The organism is Siphonobacter sp. SORGH_AS_0500, assembly GCF_031453245.1.
Lineage (GTDB): Bacteria > Bacteroidota > Bacteroidia > Cytophagales > Spirosomataceae > Siphonobacter.
Map to the genome: position 1 here is coordinate 3,452,674 of NZ_JAVIYT010000001.1, position 17,765 is coordinate 3,470,438.

Genomic DNA, 17,765 nt, shown 5'->3' on the forward strand with positions numbered 1-17,765 from the left:
ATTCCGCCTCTTTTTTATACTTTCTTTCCTCCTATCGTGAAAAATTCGTTTGTCGCCACAGGTTTATTGTTTGCGGCTTTGTGGTCATCCGCCTCCGTAGCGGCCAAGTTTGGTCTGCAATCGGCAGAACCCATGGTTCTGTTTGATATCCGTTATTTCGGGGCTGGATTTTTCTTGTTGATTTACGCATTAGCCTTTGAAAAACAGCGAATGCCTCAGGGTAAGGAATGGCTACAGTTGCTCCTATTTGCCGTTCTTAATACCGTTATTTATCTGGGTTTATTCGTATTTGCAATGAAACAGGTGGCCGCTGGTATTGGCAGCTTGGCCATTGCCATTAATCCTTTATTAATTAGCATTATATCTGCATTTTATACGGGTAAAAGCGTTCGATCAAAAGCATGGATTGCTATTGTTTTGGGCATGGCTGGCGTTGCAATCGCGACGTATCCTTTACTTCAAAATAGCTTTGCTACACCACAAGGGCTATTACTGCTTTTTCTGAGTATGCTCTCCTATTCAGTAGCTACGATTTACTTTTCTGAAATCGACTGGAAGTTATCCCGAAGTAGCATCAACGGCTGGCAGGCCCTGATTTCAGGAGTGATTTGTCTTCCTCTAATTTATTTTTTTCACGAAAAAGAAAGCCATTACGATAACCGCTTTTGGGCTACCGAAGTGTGGTTAATTATTTTCGTTTCCGTTGCGGCGGTTCAGCTTTGGCTGAAGTTGCTGAAAGATGATGCCGTTCGGGCTTCCCTATTTCTTTTCCTCTGTCCCGTTTTTGGTTTTGCTTACGCCACGTTTTTACTCGGCGAACCTTTTACCCTGTATACTGCCGCCGGAACGGTTCTGGTTTTGATTGGTCTCTGGATTGGGCAACGATCGGGTAAGTAATCTTTTGCTTTGGGTTGAATATAGGTTAGTCGTAGGCTAACCCTATATGAAATGCGGGTAATACCAGGCTAGGGCCTTCCTTTCGAATTTTTCCCGGATTATGATCCGGGTTATGATCCGGGTCCATCCAGACCGAAGCTATTCATATTTAACCCCTCCGGGGTTTTGTCTGTCAATTTTCTTACTTCTTCTTTATCCTCACTCTTTTGGATTTTTAGTCTAAAATAAAATTTTGAGATAAGATGAAGTAGACCTTACGTTGTTCTTTCCTTGGATTCAAGCAGGCTATTGGCGGATTTATGTTGATAATTAAATCTGTCAGCCAGAACGAAGCGAAGGAACTTACGAAGGCTACGAACTTGACTAGGCTTGTCAATCGCCCTAACGCCAGGAAAGGTCTCTCTCTTCGTTCGAGATGACAGTCTTTAGGGATAACGGGGAGACAAGTAATCTTTTCTTCATAACCCCACTGGGGTTTTATTTTGTTTATTTCGTTAACTCTTTGCTTTTTCGAATTTGCCAGCCGAAAGGAATCTGTCAAAGGATTTATCATCGACCCTAGCTCATCCACCAAAAATAAATTTTCCCTTTTCTATTGACTTATTGAATCAGGTTTTATTTACTTTGCAATACAAAGTACTTCGATTTATGACCCAAGAAGAAGGACCCTTACGCGACTTGTCTGAAATCCGTCAAATGATGGAGCGTTCCTCCCGGTTTTTATCCCTAAGCGGATTATCTGGAGTTTTTGCTGGAACTGTAGCTCTACTCGGAGCCGCCGCCGCCTGGAAATTCCTGGAAGGTACCGATTCTATCGTTGGTCAGGCTTTTGTATCCAAGCCTTATGGATTTTATCAGTTCTTCGTGGTCAACTTTGGTGGGGTCATGTTACTTTCCATTGTCGGCGGACTTTACTTTACCAACCGTCGGGCCCGCCAGCGGGGTTGGAAACTCTGGGATGCCACTTCCAAACGATTACTGATTAATATGGCCATTCCTCTGGGTACAGGTGCCTTTTTCTGCTATTTTTTACTGTTCCGTGCACCGGAATTAATAGCCGCTTGTACACTTATTTTTTATGGAATGGCACTCATTAATGCCAGCAAATACACCCATAGCGACGTAAGAAATTTAGGACTATGTGAATTAATCCTGGGAATTTGCTGCGGTTGGTTTGCCTCGACGGGTACTAGCCTGTTATTTTGGGCCCTGGGTTTTGGCGTCCTCCACATCCTGTACGGTATTATCATGTATCGTAAATACGGGGCATAAGCAGACTTTTGGGGTCTGATTTCTATGAAAAGTTTTATTGATCAGTTAAATAAAGCATTTGAGAATCGGGTACGGCTGGGCATTATGTCCGTGCTGATGGTGAACGATTGGGTAGAGTTTAATACGCTGAAAGAAACACTTCAGCAAACCGATGGTAACCTCGCCAGCCACCTGATGGCTCTGGAAAAAGTACAATACGTTGCTATTCGAAAAGGATTTATCGGTCGTAAACCTAATACGTCCTATCAGGCTACCGAAACGGGCCGCCAGGCCTTTCAGGAACACCTCAACGCCCTGGAATCACTTTTAAAATCAGTGCCGACCAAGTCTTAATTTTTTTTAGCCTTTAACTTTGTAATTCAAAGTACTTTTTAACATGAAATACGGATTCTTTCTTCTGCTCGCCGCTATTATTCTACAGAACTATCTGTTTTACAACCAAAATTTTGGGATTAATTTTCTGGCACTCAACGTCTTGGTGCTAACCCTTTTACTCGTTCGGAACCGTGATTATTTAAAGCAAATAAATACCCAGTTAGCCAGTCTGGGATCTGTTCTTTGTGGAATGACTATAGCTTTCTACGGCGGCGATACTTCCATTTTTCTCTATATTTTTTCAATTCTGTTATTGATTGGCTACAATTCTATTGCTCAGTTATCCCCTTACGTTTCTGCGTTCAATGGTTTCGTTAGCTTCATTGGGATAGCCTCGTTTAATGCCGGGGCAAACTTGTTAACCAAGGCCGATACGCCAACGAATCAACGACGCTTTTCCAAACAGATTCAATTATTACTTCCTCCACTCGCCATTACCCTGTGTTTTTATGGACTCTATTATTGGGCTAATCCTAATTTTTCTTTTCTCTCAACCACTTACACCCTGGACGCAGGTTACCTCTTTTTATTTCTCGTAGGATTAACCTGGATACCAGCCTTAATCTTCCCTTACTCTCCTAACGCTTTTACTGAAAGTGATTTAAGTAGACCTAATACATTAAAACGAATTCGTACCCGATTCAAAGGCCATTTATTGCAATTAAAATGGGAATATCGTCAGGGAGTTATTATGCTGGTTATGTTGAATAGTTTGCTGGCTATCTTTTTAGTGGTCGAACTTCAATCTCTTTATTCAGGCTCCAAAGCTCAATCGGCATACGAGTTGTCCCAATCCGTTCATGACGGAATCAATGTCCTAATTATCAGTATCTTATTAGCTATTACTCTAATCTTATTCTATTTCCGTAAAAACCTGAATTTCTTTCCCAATAATCAAACCTTAGTAAAACAGGCTTATACGTGGATTGGACTAAACATTTTATTACTTGCAGTTACTACCCATACCAATTCGTTATATGTTCAAAATTATGGGCTAACATACAAGCGAATAGGCGTTTACCTCTGGCTGCTTTTAACAGGATTGGGATTATTCACTACACTTTTAAAAATTCACCAAAAGAAGACCAATGCCTATCTATTTCGTGTGAATAGCTGGATTACTTACTTTGTTTTTATTCTCATGGTAGCGATGCCCTGGGCTAAGATTATTACTCACTATAATTTAAACTACTCCCGTAGTCTTGACCTAAGCTACCTATTCAGTCTTCACCACTCTAATCTTCCTCAATTACAGGCCTACAGCGAAACGCATCCAGGTCTTGAGGATAAATTAAGTTTCGCTGTTGAATCTTTTCAAAAGCGGTATGAACGATACCCGGATGCCTGGCAATCTTGGAATTATAGTGACTGGAAACTCTATCAACACCTCACCTCCCACCCTTTAAAAAAATAATTCAACCTTCAACCTTTCGCTTATGCAACTCATTCACACCCGCACTTTACAGATTGGCAGCCTCTCGGCTTTATCTGTTCTTTCGGCTACGTTTCTAGCCATTCGGTTTGGCATTACCCATGGCGGCTGGTATGTCATGATTAACTGGAATCTGTTCCTGGCCTGGATGCCACTTTTTCTTTCGCTCTGGTTTGAACGCATTACCCTGAACGAACCCGGCTCAAAACTTAAACTGGCCTCTGTAGGCATACTTTGGCTGCTATTTTTTCCGAATGCTCCTTATGTTATTACGGATTTTATTCACATTCAGCATTCCAGCGGCATTCCAGCCTGGCACGATGCCTTGATGATTTTTAGTTACGCTATGACTAGCCTGATCTGCGGGTTATTATCCTTCCACTGGATGCGGCAAAATCTGATGCGAATCATCCCGAAATGGTCTGAATACGTGATGCTTGCCGTATTGCCTTTAAGTGGCTTCGGCATTTACCTTGGTCGGGTCAAACGGCTCAATAGCTGGCACCCGTTTACGAAACCGGGCTTACTCATCCAACAGATCCTGGAGAGTCTGGTCAACAAACAGGCGATCCTGATGACGCTTGAATTTTCGGTAATGATTGGCATTTCTTACCTCGTCCTCCTAAGTTTGATGCAAAAAGAAAGCGTTTGATCGCGTTTAAGGTTGTCTGAGAGTATCCATGATCAAACCTTTTCTGACTTCCTCAAACCGCGTCAAGCTATTTTTAAACCATTTGCAAACCCAGCGTCATGCCCATTGACATTCCCAAGTTTTTTCGAAGTGTTCGCTATGCCCTCAAGGGTTTGAAAGTCATGGTTTATTCGGAAAACAACGCCCGGATTCACCTGCTGGCTACACTGGTAGTGGTGTGTATGGGTTTTTACCTGAACATTACAAAAAAAGACTGGGTAAACCTGCTGATCTGCATTGTACTGGTTTGGGTAACAGAGGCGATCAATACGGCTTTTGAAAAAACCGTGGATATGGTTTCGCCTGAATACCGAAAGATTGCCGGCGAAATCAAAGATCTGGCTGCGGGAGCGGTACTAATTACGGCCATTTTCTCCGTCATTGTCGGGATTATGATTTTTAAGGAATACGTTCCCTGGGAGGACTGGGCCTATCAGTTAGGCATTCCCCTGCCCCAAGACGACGAACCTGCCTATTAACTAACAGATCATTACATTCCACCTACCTAACTATCCTTTATTTTACTCTTAAGTACTGATTTTCAGAATACCCTTCCCCCATTATTTCATGCAAAGGAATGAGCATAACCCTTGTTCACTCCGTTCCTTTCCAGTAAATTCGCTCATACCTCGGTCTGCCCTACGACCGGGGTATGAATGCTTTGTAATGACCCTAATTTTCGCCGCTATGAAACGTCTTTTATTGGTTATTTTTTGCCTGTACGCCAGTTCGGTCTGGGCTCAGATGCTGCCTTCTAAACGGCTGGAAATTCTGCGGGATGATAAAATTACGGACGATTTTGAAGTGCTGCCCCTGGGAAGTCAGGGCGTTTTGGTTACTAAAATTCTTGATAACCCCTCTCGGGGCATCAACCATACCTATCAGTTTAGTCGCTACGATTCAACACTGGCTTTACGCTGGGAAAGCGAGTTTAAACTGAAGCCACCGTACAAAGCCTTACTTTCTTACCACACACCCGAACATTTATTCTGGCTCTGTGGCGACCCAGATTCTGATAAAATCCAAATCTGGAAAACCAGCCTTGACACGGGCGAAATGGAAGTAATTGAAGGGGAAGTACCGGCCATTGACATTGTTTCGAAATTTAAAATTCTGGGTAATAAAGCCTTTTTGGGAGGTACTTATAATGACCGTCCGGTAGTGGTTTCTTTCAGTTTTTTTGATAAAACCTCACAGGCTCTCCCCGAATTATTTGACTTTCATTTAACCATCAATGACCTGGACGTGGATGAAAAAGGAAATAAAATTCACGTTTTCAGTAAGTACAATCGTCGCGGGAAATGCCTGCTTCAGATGTACACGTATGCTTATGACGGGCATTTGTTAAGCAAAACAACCCTCAATGACGAGTCCGACCGAAGTCTGATTACGGCTAAAATTGTTCATCTGGAAAATGGGGAGTCCTTGCTGGTAGGCAACTATTCACTCAACTGCTCGGATTATTCGCAGGGCTTATACCTCACCAAAGTAACCGATCAGCCACAGAACAAGATTCAGTACGTTCCCTTTTCGGATTTACAGAATTTCTTCAATTACCTGAAACCCAGTCGACAGGAACGGATGCGAAATAAAATTGCAGCCCAAAAGAAACTGGGCAAGGACCTGAAATTTCATTACTTGCTTCATATTCAGGATCTGATTCCCACGGAGGAGGGTTATCTGATGGTGGCGGAAGCGTACTTTCCCCAAACCAAAACCAGCAGTTCTTTTACCCCAACGGCTGTTACCAATCGCCGCCTTCAAAATAGTTATGAATCGTTCCGTTATACCCACGCTTTGGTTTGCGGCCTGAATCGTTCGGGCGAACTCGTATGGGATAACTCGATGGAATTAAAGGATTTGACCTCCGATTTGTTGAGTCCACAAGTGCAACTTAGTACGCTCAGTTCCAACACACTTTGCTTGAGTTATACATATGAATCCAAAGTCAGGGCTCTTCAGATTCAGAAAGATAAAACGCTAGGCAAGATTGAAGAATACGAGTTATTACCCGCTGAACTTAACAAATCAATCGATCGTGACACGTACCCTTCCCTGATTTCCTGGTATGGTCCATATTACCTGAGTTGGGGTTTTCGGAAGTACCCTCCCGCCGCTAATCAATCTTCGAAAGAAGCATTTTTTCTCTATAAATTGGAGCATCCGGTTCATTAGTACCGTTTTCCATTAGCTGTTTTTCGTTTTCAAGCAAGAACGCTGCTCTTTAGGATTCATGACTCCCATCGGCGGGTTGCATGGGTAGAGACGCGACTTCATCGCGTCTGGGTAAGAGGCAATTTTTGGGTATTTATCAACATATGTAGAAATAACTAAACGCTCTACGCTCTTTCGGATTTGTAATCCGAAAGCTGTCTGTAAGGGATTTATAATCCCTAAAACAACGCTAACCGCCTTTTACCCAGACGCGATGAAGTCGCGTCTCTACCTAAAATGCTTGAATGGTATGCTTTTTCGGATTGGAAATCATCCGCCCAGGTTGGTGTTCTCACCAACCGCTAGGCTTTATTTATGAATGGCTGGTGAAGACACCAGCCAAGGCAGGAGATGGGCGTATGAGTCCGTCCAACGTTTACCCCGGGTTTTACCCGAGGCTATCCATGTTCAACCCCTCCGGGGTTGTTGTTCTCTTTTCAAGCAACTCCCCTACCTTTATAGATTTTCTCTTTCCAACTGAAAACTGAAAACTGAAAACTGAAAACTGAAAACTGAAAACTGAAAACTGAAAACTCAAAACCGTAGCGACGGTCGCTCAAAACTGAAAACCGCAGCGGCGGCCGCTCAAAACTCAAAAAGAGGGGTTACTTTTGTACTATGAATATCAAAATGCCCTTGCAGGCTTTGCGAAACGGAAGCTTGGTGCTTCATCCTACCGATACCATATGGGGACTGAGCGGAGATGCCACTCGACCGGAAACGGTGGAGTTACTTCGCAAAACCTGTCAAATTCCCCCTCAGCAGGGACTTATTATCTTGCTGTGGGACACCTCCATGCTGGATCGTTACGTCGCGAAAGTGCCCGATCTGGCTTTTGATCTGATCGAATACGCCGAAGATCCGTTAACTGTAGTCTTTCCTCAGGGAAAAAATGTGGCCGAAAATCTGCTGGCTCCCGACAGAAGCATTGCCATTCGCGTTGTGAAATCAGGCCCTTGCCTTGATCTGGTAAAAAGTTTCGGCAAACCTCTCGTTTCTACAATTGCCGCAATTTCAGGTCAGCCCATTCCTAAGAAAAGTGAAGATATTACTCCTGACATCCGCCAGGCGGCTCAGGAAATAATTCCAGCTCCGGCAGGCTGGACTTCCGGCAAACCTTCCCGCATCGTTCGACTGGGCGTGGGTGGTGAATTTGAATTTATCCGTAAATAATACAGTATCAGGTTCTCGCATAGATCTTTTGCGAGCCCAATGATCACCGATCCGGCTTTTCGCCATGAATGAATTAATTAAAAATCATCCTGTATTTCAGATCATTGCCCGTTCTGCGGAGCAACTGAACCTGCCAACCTATGTCATTGGCGGCTACGTACGGGATTTGTTACTGAATCGACCTTCCAAGGATATTGATATTGTTTGCGTAGGAAGTGGCATCGCTCTAGCTGAGCAAGTGGCCAGAAACTCAGGCGATAAACAGGCTTCGCTGGCCGTTTTTCAAAAATTTCGGCACGGCCCAGGTAAAGTTTGATGGCTGGGAAGTAGAATTTGTCGGAGCTCGTAAAGAATCCTATCGCTCCGACTCCCGCAAACCCATTGTAGAAGACGGAACGCTGGAAGATGACCAGAATCGTCGTGATTTCACCATCAATGCATTAGCCATTTCTCTGAATAAAGCAGACTTTGGCACCCTGATTGATCCTTTTGACGGCCAGGCCGATTTACGCCGGAAAGTCATTCGGACACCGCTTAATCCAGATATTACTTTTTCCGATGACCCCCTTCGCATGCTGCGGGCCATTCGGTTTGCTACCCAGCTCGGTTTTGATATTGACCCGGATTCGTTTGATGGATTAATTCGGACGAAAGACCGTATTGAAATCATTTCTCAGGAACGCATTACGGACGAACTCAACAAGATTATCCGAACACAAACGCCTTCATATGGATTTAAGTTACTGGAAATTTCGGGTTTACTCGAAATCATTTTCCCTGATTTTGTGGCCCTGAAAGGTGCCGAACAAATTGATGGCAAAGGACATAAAGACAATTTTTACCACACACTTCAGGTATTAGATAACGTCTGCCGAATGAGTGACGACCTGTGGTTACGCTGGGCGGCCATCCTGCACGACATTGCCAAACCCGCAACCAAGCGTTTTCATCCCAAAATTGGCTGGACTTTCCACGGTCACGAAGAGATGGGTGCCCGCATGGTTCCTACCATTTTCCGTAAGTTCCGGTTGCCCTTGGGTGAAGAAATGAGGAAAGTGAAAAAACTGGTTCGCCTGCACTTACGCCCCATTGCTCTGGCCAAAGATGATATCACAGATTCGGCATTGAGGAGAGTTATGGTGGAAGCTGGCGAGGATTTGGACGATCTGATGAAGCTTTGCCGGGCTGATATTACTTCTAAAGACGGAAACCGGGTGAAACGTTATCTCGCCAATTTTGATAAGGTGGAAGCTCTGATGAAAGAAGTTGAAGAACGCGATCAGCTCCGTAATTTTCAGCCCATCGTTACCGGAGAAATGATTATGGAAGTCTTCGGGCTGCAACCTTCCAGAGAAGTAGGTACGCTGAAAACCATCATTCGTGAAGCCATTCTGGAGGGAACGCTACCGAACAAATGGGAATACGCCTATCCGTTTTTACTGAAAGCCGGAGCTGATATGGGGTTATCCCCGGTTAAAGAATTAACCCCTCCCCTCCAAGACCAAGTACCTTGATTATGCGTTAGTTTTATAATCAGTTTTCAGTTGACAGTTTTCTGTTTTCAGTTGGGATATTGTGCCCCCCTATTTGAGCTATCATTGATGTACTCAGCTAAATCATTTTTTTCACTGAAAACTGAAAATTGCAAACTGAAAACTGTAAAAATTTTCTTCCTTTAGAATGCTGCGTTGGCTGGTGATTTTTTTCTTCTGTGCATCCACTCTGGTTACGGCTCAAACCCGGACGGATTCGTTGCGTAAGATGAATAATCTGGCTGCTGAGCTTGCCAAACGTGGTCGTTATGACCGGGCCTGGCCTTTACTCAATGGGGCACTGAAGGTAGAAAACCGCGATACGCTTCGCTATAATCTGGCTCTGGTGGAATTAGCTCAGGGGCATTCCGCCCAGGCACTTCAGTTACTTAATCAACCGTTGCCTTTTCCCAATGCGGGTTTACAGAAGGGTCTGGCAGCCAGTCAGATGGGTAAATACTCGGAGGCTTTGAATTATTTTCGAACGACTCCTTCCACTCCTGAAAATTCAGACGTTCTCTTTTACAACCAGGCGATTGCTCTCTGGAAATCCGCTCCTACGAATACCAATACGTATCCGCACATTGAGCGTTACCTGGAACAATCAGTTAATACCAATCCGCAATCCCGAATTGCGATGGGGCAGCTCATGGCGGCTCAAAATCGATGGGATGAAGCCGTGCGGAATTTTCAGCAAGCTCGTCAGGAAGGAGCTGATTTACAGGTATTATTACGTTTGGGGCACGCTCATCTGGCCCTGAAACAATCCGACGAAGCCATTAAAGCTTTTCAGGAATACCTCGATGCCGGTGGCCGCGAAGGGTATCTGGCTCACCTTGGCATGGCTTACACTCATTACCGAATGGGCGATTATACGCTGGCCGGAGAGGCCTTTCATCGCGTCTTACGCATTCGTCCCACCTCCCCCGAAGCTGCCACCGGAATTGGAAATATTCTCATCGGCCAGCATCAGGATAAGCAGGCCCTGGCTCAATACCAGCGAGCCGTTTCACTGGATTCTACGTACATGCCCGCTCGCCTAGGTCGGGCTATGGCCTATTACCGGTTAGGTCGATACGCTGAAGCCTGGAAAGATTTCACGGCCAGCGTTCATATCATTAATCCCGACAATCCTGACTACGCTGATTTTTATATATGTCGCGGATTTACGCTAGTTCGGTTAAAACGCTATAGACAGGCCATTCCCGAATTTGAAAATGCCTTAAAAAACAAGCCTAATGCCACCGCCGTGTATGCGGGTTTAAGCGAAGCCTACCGAGGCGTGGGTGACTTTCAGTTGGCTCATCGCAACGTAAACGAAGCCCTGAAACGCGAGCCTAATCACGCAGGGTTATTAACCAATCGGGGAAATTTTCAGATGAACATCGAACAGTTTGACGATGCTTCAAAAGATTACCAGCAAGCCATCAAACTTGAACCCAATAACCTTAATGCCCATAACGGCGTGGCTATTACGGATTTGCAAAGCGACCGAATTCCTGAAGCTTTGGTACGTTACGATAGTTTAGTACTGAAGCATTCCCGCGAACCGATGTTATTAAACAACCGCGGTATCACCCTGTCGTATCGGGGCTTGCAACTGGAACAGGAAAAGAAAGATAATGAGGCTAAAGGCTCCTATAAAAAATCACTGGCTGATTTTCAACGGGCCATGTCGATTGATACGGCGGGCGGTTACTACCGAAACAACGCCGGGAATGTGTATAAAATCCTGAACGAAAAGGAAAAGGCCATTGAGAATTATAACGGGTATCTGAGTAAAACCGCGATTAATAACCTCGGTGTTTTATACGCCGGAACCAAACAGAAAAAGTATTCGCATTATTACATCACGACGGCGTTACAACTGGATTCTACTAACTTTTCATTTCTCTATAATCGGGCTAAATTATACCGTTCCGAGTTCCCGGACTCGTTGCGGACGCGTGGAAAATATTTACGGGCTGAATCCTTTATTTCTCCCAATGCCATCGCCCGAAAATATAGCAAAGACGGTTACATTACGGTTTATCTCTTTGACTATCAATACGAAACATACGAGTACAAAGGACAACCGACCTTTCCTATTAAAGCCGATGCCGGAAAACCCACAGAATTTCAGAGTTACTTCGATTTTCACTCCATCCCAGAACCACCCAAACCCGAGCCCCTTCCCCGACAGCCACGTGTGTACACGTATCCCAAAGGCAAGTCTTTAAAATCACCCAAAAGGGCAAAAAATCGGGGGAGTACAGAATGTCCGGTTTAAAATAAAACCAAGAATAGTTTTTATAACTAAAAAATTAGTTATAATTGTTTTCTAAAGCTATCCTTTATGAAAACAACTCTATTTTCTTTCTTACTTACTTTTATTTTTGCAAGTTGCAATAGTCCAAAAAGCTATAATTCTCAGCCATTATCGGATCGTATAATTGGAGACTGGATAAAAGAAAATCCTGACACAACTTTTAATAAAAGTATACTATTATCATTTGAAAAATCAATTTGCTTCGATTTTTCAAATGAGTTTGTAAACTACAAATTAGTGGGTAACCATCTTTATATAGATGAGTTACGAAAAAATACATTTAGATATTTATTCAGAATAGAAAATAATAAAGCAGATGAACTTTCTTTGATTAGTATAAATAGTCACGCAAAAGAGCTTTCCAGTATTTTGAATCACTCTGATACGCTGATTTTTAATAGAATTCCTCCAGCCGAGTATCATCCTTTTTTTTTCGACAAAATAGCCTTTTATAGCACTGGATGCTTTGGATTATGTCCATCTATGTACTTTGAAATGGATAGTTTAGGATCATTTTTATTCCAGGCTAAAAGTTATACTAGCATTGGCCCAGGCTTTTATAGAGGCCAGGTTCCATCCGAAATGTTACGAACGATCAAAAAAAAATTACACAAACTGGATATATTTCAGCTTCGCAAAAATTATGTAGCTAATTGGACAGATGACCAAACGTGCGGCATTTATATTTCTCTGGGCAAAAGTCACGTAGAATCACACGCTTATGGATTTGATCGTGAGCCTACGGAGTTGCGAGTACTTTTCTCCTATTTACAGCAAGTATATACATCAACACAACTAACCCCCGACTCAACCGTTAGTAAAAGCTTCAAATACGCTGATTTCATATGGAATGGTGTCCCTCTCCCCCCACCTCCACCGCCCATCACCAAGCGTTAGTTTTAAGACTCGTATTATATCTTTTAATCCCTCAAAGCAAACTACTTTTGCAGGATTCTTGTTAATTCATGATACTAGCCAGATTTTTAAGCCTGCTGGTGTTCTGCTATTAATTGATGCTGTTTACAGTAAACCACTCTCTACGATGCAAGTTGAATTAGTTCGCGTTGATGACGCTTTTCATTTTCAGGCTTCTGGTTCATCCGAGGCCAAAGTTTCTATTGATGCAGCCGAGGCTATTGGTGGCAAGAATGCAGGCGTCCGCCCCATGGAGCTTTTGCTGATGGGGTTGGGCGGCTGCTCGGCCATTGACGTGATCCTGATTCTGAAAAAACAGCGGCTGCAAATCGAAGATGTCAAAGTGAGTGTATCAGGTGAACGGGTGAAGATTGAAGGCACTGAAATGAGTCCGTTTCGCAAAATCAATGTGCATTTTGACATCAAGGGTAATGTGAGTGAAGAAAAAGCAGAGCGAGCCATCAAACTTTCGATGGAGAAATACTGTTCGGCAACAGCCCAGTTTGCTCAGTCAGCGGAGATTACCCATTCAGTGAGCATCGAAGGACTAAGCCCCCAGGAAATTCAGGCCGATAGTCTCGCCGAATAGCCTTACCTTTGTCCCCGCTCTCAGCTTTTAAGTATCGATGAAACAATACCAGGATCTCCTCCAGCATATTCTTGACCACGGCACTCGCAAAACCGACCGTACCGGCACGGGTACTATTTCGGTTTTCGGTTACCAGATGCGTTTTAATCTGGCCGAAGGTTTCCCTTTAGTGACTACCAAAAAGGTACACACGAAATCCATTATTCACGAGTTACTCTGGTTTCTTCAGGGCGATACCAATATTAAATACTTGAAAGACAACGGTGTTAGTATTTGGGATGAATGGGCGGATGCGGAAGGCAACCTTGGTCCCGTATACGGTAAACAGTGGAGAAGTTGGGAAGCCCCCGACGGACGGGTAATCGATCAGATTACGCAGGCCGTTAACCTTCTGAAAAAATCGCCAGACTCCCGTCGAATCATTGTATCCGCTTGGAATCCAGCCGATCTGGATGGTATGGCTCTGCAACCCTGCCATGCGTTGTTTCAGTTTTACGTAGCCGACAACAAGCTTTCCTGCCAGTTATACCAACGCAGTGCGGACGTATTCCTGGGCGTACCCTTTAACATTGCTAGCTATGCATTACTGACGATGATGATTGCTCAGGTAACAAACCTGGAACTCGGTGATTTTATCTGGACGGGTGGCGATACGCACCTGTATCTGAACCATTTAGAACAGGTAGAGTTACAGTTGAGTCGCGAACCGCGAGCCTTATCCACGCTGCGAATCAATCCCGAAGTTCAGGATTTATTTGCCTTTACTTACGAAGATTTTAAACTCGAAAATTATGACCCCTGGCCTGCGATTAAAGCTCCGGTTGCGGTCTAATTTTTCCGACTATTGATACCAACTCAAGCCACGAAGGAATCCCTTACCTTCGTGGCTTTCTCATTACGGATGAACACACTTGTACTCAAGTTAATTTTAATGCCCTCGTTGATTGCCGGTGTTACGCTGGCAGCCCGACGGTGGGGTAATGTTATTGGCGGATGGCTCGGTGGGTTTCCCTGGGTGGCAGGGCCTATTTCTATTTTTCTGGCCCTTGAGCAGAGTAAGGATTTCGCGGCAAAATCGGCTATGGGTTCGCTGGTGGGTTGTTTCTCTACCTATGCCTTCGCCTGGTTATATGCGAAACTGGCTCCCCGCTTGCACTGGTTTCCCTTACTGATGCTCTGCTACGCCATGATTTTCGGAAGTTTATACATCGGACAATTTTATTCGGGAAGTATTCATCTCCTTTTCATAACCTTATTACTGTTCATTTTACTGGTCTACAAGCTATTTCCCCGGCCCGAAGTTCCGGCTCACATTGCAGCCCCACCCCGCTTTGACCTCCCTTTACGGATGATCGTGGCAACAACTTTTGTAGCGGTCATTACGCAAGTGGCTTCCTGGACGGGACCGGTTTGGAGTGGTCTATTAACACCCTTCCCTATTATGACCACCTGCCTCGCTGTCTTTACGCACATTCAGCAGGGGCCCGCCCAGTGTGCCCGGATTTTACGAGGGATGGTTAACTCTGGCATGGGCTATGCTACTTTTTTGTATATCGTGGGATTATTATTACCTCATACGTCAATGCTGGTAGCTTATGGTGCGGCGATGGCTTGCTCTTCAATAGCTAATATTTTGACGTTAAAATACCTCAAGTAAGTTTTCTAAGTTTCAGTACATCAGCAATAATCCTTTTGCCAAAATATAGTTAATAGTATAGTAATCAGATGGTAATAAAAGAGATAACCTACGGTGGCTTATCTAGGGAACATCTGTTTGATCGTCTCAAGGGTTACCCTATTTTCCTCAATGAATTTGCGGAGATGCTTTTGTTTAGCCCACATTTTTGCCCCTCTCCCCGCCAGCAGTCTCTATCGGTCGCAGAATTTACTGTTGGAGGGTTGGGCCTTCAACAGGGTGGAACATTAGAGGAAATCCGAAAGCAGGCCCGTCTATTAGGTTTGGTAGAATGCCCTCTGGAGGCCGCATTTTACAGTAGATTTTATTTTACCGATCAGGAAGAAGTAAGCAAAGAGGTAGTAAATCAAAACCCACCCGGAGCCCTCGTCATTTATTCAAAGCCGCTTTTAGCGGATCGTAACTTTCCGAGAGGTCTTTACTTGAGGAAAATAAGGGGAGATTTATGGTTAAGAGGGTATCGTTGTTCCGACGACTATGTCTGGTCACCTCTGGATGCTTTTCTTTTTCAAGTCAATGCCAGTTCCCGTGCTCTGGAATAAGGGGCCTTATTCTTTATTTTACAACTATACTCCTACGCTACGCTCTTTCGGATTTGCAATCCGAAAGCCCATCTGTTAGGGATTTACGATCCCTAAAGTAACACTAAACGTCCCTTGCCCAGACGCGATGTAGTCGCGTCTCTATGTGAATGATCGCCTGTTATTGAGGATTGTAAACTCAATAACTCCGCCGTGGTTGGTGTCCTCACCAACCATTATGCTTTTAGTAAGGGCTGGTGAGGACACCAGCCAGGGTGGGAGATTAGCGTATGAGCCCTCCAACGTTTATCCCGGGCATAGGGAACCCTGGATTGTCATCCGGGGCTATTGATATTGAACCCCTCCGGGGTTATGATTCCCTTTTCCAAACCTCTTCCCATCCGCCAGGGTTGGTGTCCTCACCAACCACTAGGCTTCCTATTAATGGCTGGTAAAGACACCAGTCAAGGCGAGAGATTGGCGTATGGACCCCTCCAACGTTTATCCCGGGTCCATCCATTAAGTATTCTCATAAGAAACTCCGGATTGTCATCCGGGTCCATCCAGACCGGGACTATTCATGTTAAACCCTCCGGGGTTATAATTCCCTTTTCAAACAACTCCCCTACCTTTACGATTTTTCTCTTCCCAAACTGAAAACTGAAAACTGAAAACTGAAAACTCAAAACTCAAAACTCAAAACTCAAAACTCAAAACTGAGAAGATGGCTTCTCTAAACCCAGCTGGAATAGGATTTTCGACGAATGCGTAGAAGTATATCAGGGAGAAATGATCATTTTTGAATCAGGGCAATGGTCCTGGTCATTTGCTTGTTCTACCTCAAACCCAATTCTATAATATGCAATCACGTCGCGACTTTCTACAGAAACTGACGGCCTCCGCCGCTGCCTTGTCCTTTACATCTTACGCCGCCGCCGCCGCTCCCTCTGTTTTGCGTGAATCACAACCCTATGATGGACCTGTGTTACGGGTTGCCATTATGGGTCTGGGTGGTTATGGCAGCCGTGTAGCCGAAGCCATGCAATCAAGTAAAATGGCGAAGCTGGTGGGAGTCATCAGCGGTACTCCTTCGAAGATCAAAGACTGGCAGACTAAGTACAATATTCCCGAAAAGAACTGCTATAACTACGACAATTTTGATCAGATCAAGAATAATGCTGACATCGACGCGGTGTATGTAATTACCCCAAACGCCCTGCACCGGGACCAGGTTATTCGGGTAGCGAAAGCGGGGAAACATGCGATTACTGAAAAACCCATGGGCCTCAACGCGAAGGAATGTCAGGATATGATCGATGCCTGTAAAAAGGCAAACGTGAAGTTATTAGTGGGCTATCGCCTGCATTTTGAACCCTTTACCCTTGAAGTCGTTCGCATGCGAAAAGACGGAGAACTGGGTAAGGTTAATTTCTTTCAGGGCTTATCGGGTTTCAAAATCGGCGATCCGAGCCAATGGCGTTTGAACAAGCAACTCGCGGGTGGCGGTTCGATGATGGACATTGGTATTTATGCCATCAATGGTTCACGATACATGCTGGGCGAAGACCCCATTTGGGTAACGGCTCAGGAAACGAAGACGGATCCGCAGAAATTTAAAGAAGGAGTTGACGAGACCATTACTTTCCAGTTAGGTTTTCCCAGTGGAGCCGTTGCTTCCTGTCTTTCCAGTTATAATATTAATTTTCTCGATCGTTTCTTTTTATCGGGGGATAAAGGCTTCGCTGAATTAAGTCCTGCCACGGGTTATGGTCCCCTGAAAGGGCGAACCAATAAAGGCGAGATCAATCAGCCCGTCGTAACCCATCAAACGGTACAGATGGATGAAATGGCAGCGATTATCCTTCAGAATAAAAAACCAGTGATTCCGGTAGACGGCGAAGAAGGGATGAAAGATTTAAAAATCATTGATGCGATTTATGAATCGATAAAAACCGGGAAACAGATCGCCCTGAAATTGTAATTCGTTCCTTTATCAAATAAAAAACGTAGAGACGCGAATTCATCGCGTCTGGGTAAGAGGCAGTTTTGTTATGCCGAAATTGCTTCTATTTCTCAGCCAGACGCGATAAAGTCGCGTCTCTACATTATGCTACGAAAAATGCCCGGTTTGTGCCGGGCATTTTTCGTAA

General features: G+C 44.4%; 15 protein-coding genes and 1 pseudogene. All 16 read left to right on the top strand.

The genetic code is table 11. The annotated features are described in order from the left end of the window. Positions 1 to 36: 36 nt before the first annotated feature. The 16 genes and pseudogenes from QE357_RS14860 to QE357_RS14935 all read left to right on the top strand — a co-directional run bounded on the left by QE357_RS14860 (position 37) and on the right by QE357_RS14935 (position 17,596). The gene (locus QE357_RS14860) at positions 37 to 897 is read left to right on the top strand and encodes a DMT family transporter (RefSeq protein WP_232793588.1); all 861 of its coding nucleotides are present in this window, start codon (positions 37 to 39) and stop codon (positions 895 to 897) included. A 648-nt stretch (positions 898 to 1,545) separates the two neighbouring features. Continuing rightward, complete coding sequence (locus QE357_RS14865; protein ID WP_106635939.1) at positions 1,546 to 2,169, top strand: hypothetical protein; 624 nt, start codon at positions 1,546 to 1,548, stop codon at positions 2,167 to 2,169. A gap of 24 nt (positions 2,170 to 2,193) precedes the next feature. Next, positions 2,194 to 2,502, top strand: coding sequence for a transcriptional regulator (locus QE357_RS14870; protein WP_106635691.1), 309 nt, complete (start codon positions 2,194 to 2,196; stop codon positions 2,500 to 2,502). A gap of 43 nt (positions 2,503 to 2,545) precedes the next feature. Beyond that, a complete protein-coding gene (locus tag QE357_RS14875) occupies positions 2,546 to 3,958 on the top strand; it encodes a DUF4173 domain-containing protein (RefSeq protein WP_106635690.1) in 1,413 nt (470 codons plus the stop codon). 22 nt (positions 3,959 to 3,980) lie between these two features. Then, positions 3,981 to 4,628, top strand: coding sequence for a DUF1361 domain-containing protein (locus QE357_RS14880; RefSeq protein ID WP_106635689.1), 648 nt, complete (start codon positions 3,981 to 3,983; stop codon positions 4,626 to 4,628). Between the two features lie 98 nt (positions 4,629 to 4,726). After that, positions 4,727 to 5,146 carry a diacylglycerol kinase family protein gene (locus tag QE357_RS14885; RefSeq protein WP_106635688.1) on the top strand — a complete coding sequence of 140 codons (420 nt, stop codon included), beginning with the start codon at positions 4,727 to 4,729 and terminating at the stop codon, positions 5,144 to 5,146. Between the two features lie 208 nt (positions 5,147 to 5,354). After that, positions 5,355 to 6,842, top strand: coding sequence for a hypothetical protein (locus QE357_RS14890; RefSeq protein ID WP_309708944.1), 1,488 nt, complete (start codon positions 5,355 to 5,357; stop codon positions 6,840 to 6,842). 657 nt (positions 6,843 to 7,499) lie between these two features. Then, complete coding sequence (locus tag QE357_RS14895; protein WP_309708946.1) at positions 7,500 to 8,054, top strand: Sua5/YciO/YrdC/YwlC family protein; 555 nt, start codon at positions 7,500 to 7,502, stop codon at positions 8,052 to 8,054. 64 nt (positions 8,055 to 8,118) lie between these two features. Then, a pseudogene (locus tag QE357_RS14900) lies at positions 8,119 to 9,568 on the top strand (CCA tRNA nucleotidyltransferase). A gap of 166 nt (positions 9,569 to 9,734) precedes the next feature. Continuing rightward, a complete protein-coding gene (locus QE357_RS14905; RefSeq protein ID WP_309708949.1) occupies positions 9,735 to 11,855 on the top strand; it encodes a tetratricopeptide repeat protein in 2,121 nt (706 codons plus the stop codon). A 66-nt stretch (positions 11,856 to 11,921) separates the two neighbouring features. Continuing rightward, a complete protein-coding gene (locus tag QE357_RS14910) occupies positions 11,922 to 12,791 on the top strand; it encodes a DUF6438 domain-containing protein (RefSeq protein ID WP_309708953.1) in 870 nt (289 codons plus the stop codon). A 145-nt stretch (positions 12,792 to 12,936) separates the two neighbouring features. Next, complete coding sequence (locus QE357_RS14915) at positions 12,937 to 13,398, top strand: OsmC family protein (protein ID WP_106635938.1); 462 nt, start codon at positions 12,937 to 12,939, stop codon at positions 13,396 to 13,398. A gap of 37 nt (positions 13,399 to 13,435) precedes the next feature. After that, positions 13,436 to 14,230: a thymidylate synthase gene (locus QE357_RS14920; protein WP_309708958.1), complete on the top strand. Its 795-nt coding sequence runs from the start codon at positions 13,436 to 13,438 to the stop codon at positions 14,228 to 14,230. 69 nt (positions 14,231 to 14,299) lie between these two features. Next, positions 14,300 to 15,055 (top strand): hypothetical protein, encoded by a 756-nt coding sequence (locus QE357_RS14925; protein ID WP_307140786.1) that lies wholly within the window; start codon positions 14,300 to 14,302, stop codon positions 15,053 to 15,055. 68 nt (positions 15,056 to 15,123) lie between these two features. Further along, on the top strand, positions 15,124 to 15,636 hold the full coding sequence (locus QE357_RS14930; RefSeq protein ID WP_309708963.1) for a hypothetical protein: 513 nt from the start codon (positions 15,124 to 15,126) through the stop codon (positions 15,634 to 15,636). An 838-nt stretch (positions 15,637 to 16,474) separates the two neighbouring features. After that, entirely contained in the window at positions 16,475 to 17,596 is a 1,122-nt protein-coding gene (locus QE357_RS14935) for a Gfo/Idh/MocA family protein (protein WP_106635679.1), read from the top strand. The last annotated feature ends 169 nt before the right edge of the window (positions 17,597 to 17,765 follow it).

Bases quoted from the DNA above. Each gene is read 5' to 3' on its own strand.
- QE357_RS14890 (WP_309708944.1), top strand. From the start codon at position 5,355: ATGAAACGTCTTTTATTGGTTATTTTTTGCCTGTACGCCAGTTCGGTC.
- QE357_RS14915 (WP_106635938.1), top strand. From the start codon at position 12,937: ATGCAAGTTGAATTAGTTCGCGTTGATGACGCTTTTCATTTTCAGGCT.
- QE357_RS14895 (WP_309708946.1), top strand. From the start codon at position 7,500: ATGAATATCAAAATGCCCTTGCAGGCTTTGCGAAACGGAAGCTTGGTG.
- QE357_RS14910 (WP_309708953.1), top strand. From the start codon at position 11,922: ATGAAAACAACTCTATTTTCTTTCTTACTTACTTTTATTTTTGCAAGT.
- QE357_RS14875 (WP_106635690.1), top strand. From the start codon at position 2,546: ATGAAATACGGATTCTTTCTTCTGCTCGCCGCTATTATTCTACAGAAC.
- QE357_RS14930 (WP_309708963.1), top strand. From the start codon at position 15,124: ATGGTAATAAAAGAGATAACCTACGGTGGCTTATCTAGGGAACATCTG.
- QE357_RS14885 (WP_106635688.1), top strand. From the start codon at position 4,727: ATGCCCATTGACATTCCCAAGTTTTTTCGAAGTGTTCGCTATGCCCTC.
- QE357_RS14880 (WP_106635689.1), top strand. From the start codon at position 3,981: ATGCAACTCATTCACACCCGCACTTTACAGATTGGCAGCCTCTCGGCT.
- QE357_RS14870 (WP_106635691.1), top strand. From the start codon at position 2,194: ATGAAAAGTTTTATTGATCAGTTAAATAAAGCATTTGAGAATCGGGTA.
- QE357_RS14935 (WP_106635679.1), top strand. From the start codon at position 16,475: ATGCAATCACGTCGCGACTTTCTACAGAAACTGACGGCCTCCGCCGCT.
- QE357_RS14905 (WP_309708949.1), top strand. From the start codon at position 9,735: ATGCTGCGTTGGCTGGTGATTTTTTTCTTCTGTGCATCCACTCTGGTT.
- QE357_RS14925 (WP_307140786.1), top strand. From the start codon at position 14,300: ATGAACACACTTGTACTCAAGTTAATTTTAATGCCCTCGTTGATTGCC.
- QE357_RS14920 (WP_309708958.1), top strand. From the start codon at position 13,436: ATGAAACAATACCAGGATCTCCTCCAGCATATTCTTGACCACGGCACT.
- QE357_RS14865 (WP_106635939.1), top strand. From the start codon at position 1,546: ATGACCCAAGAAGAAGGACCCTTACGCGACTTGTCTGAAATCCGTCAA.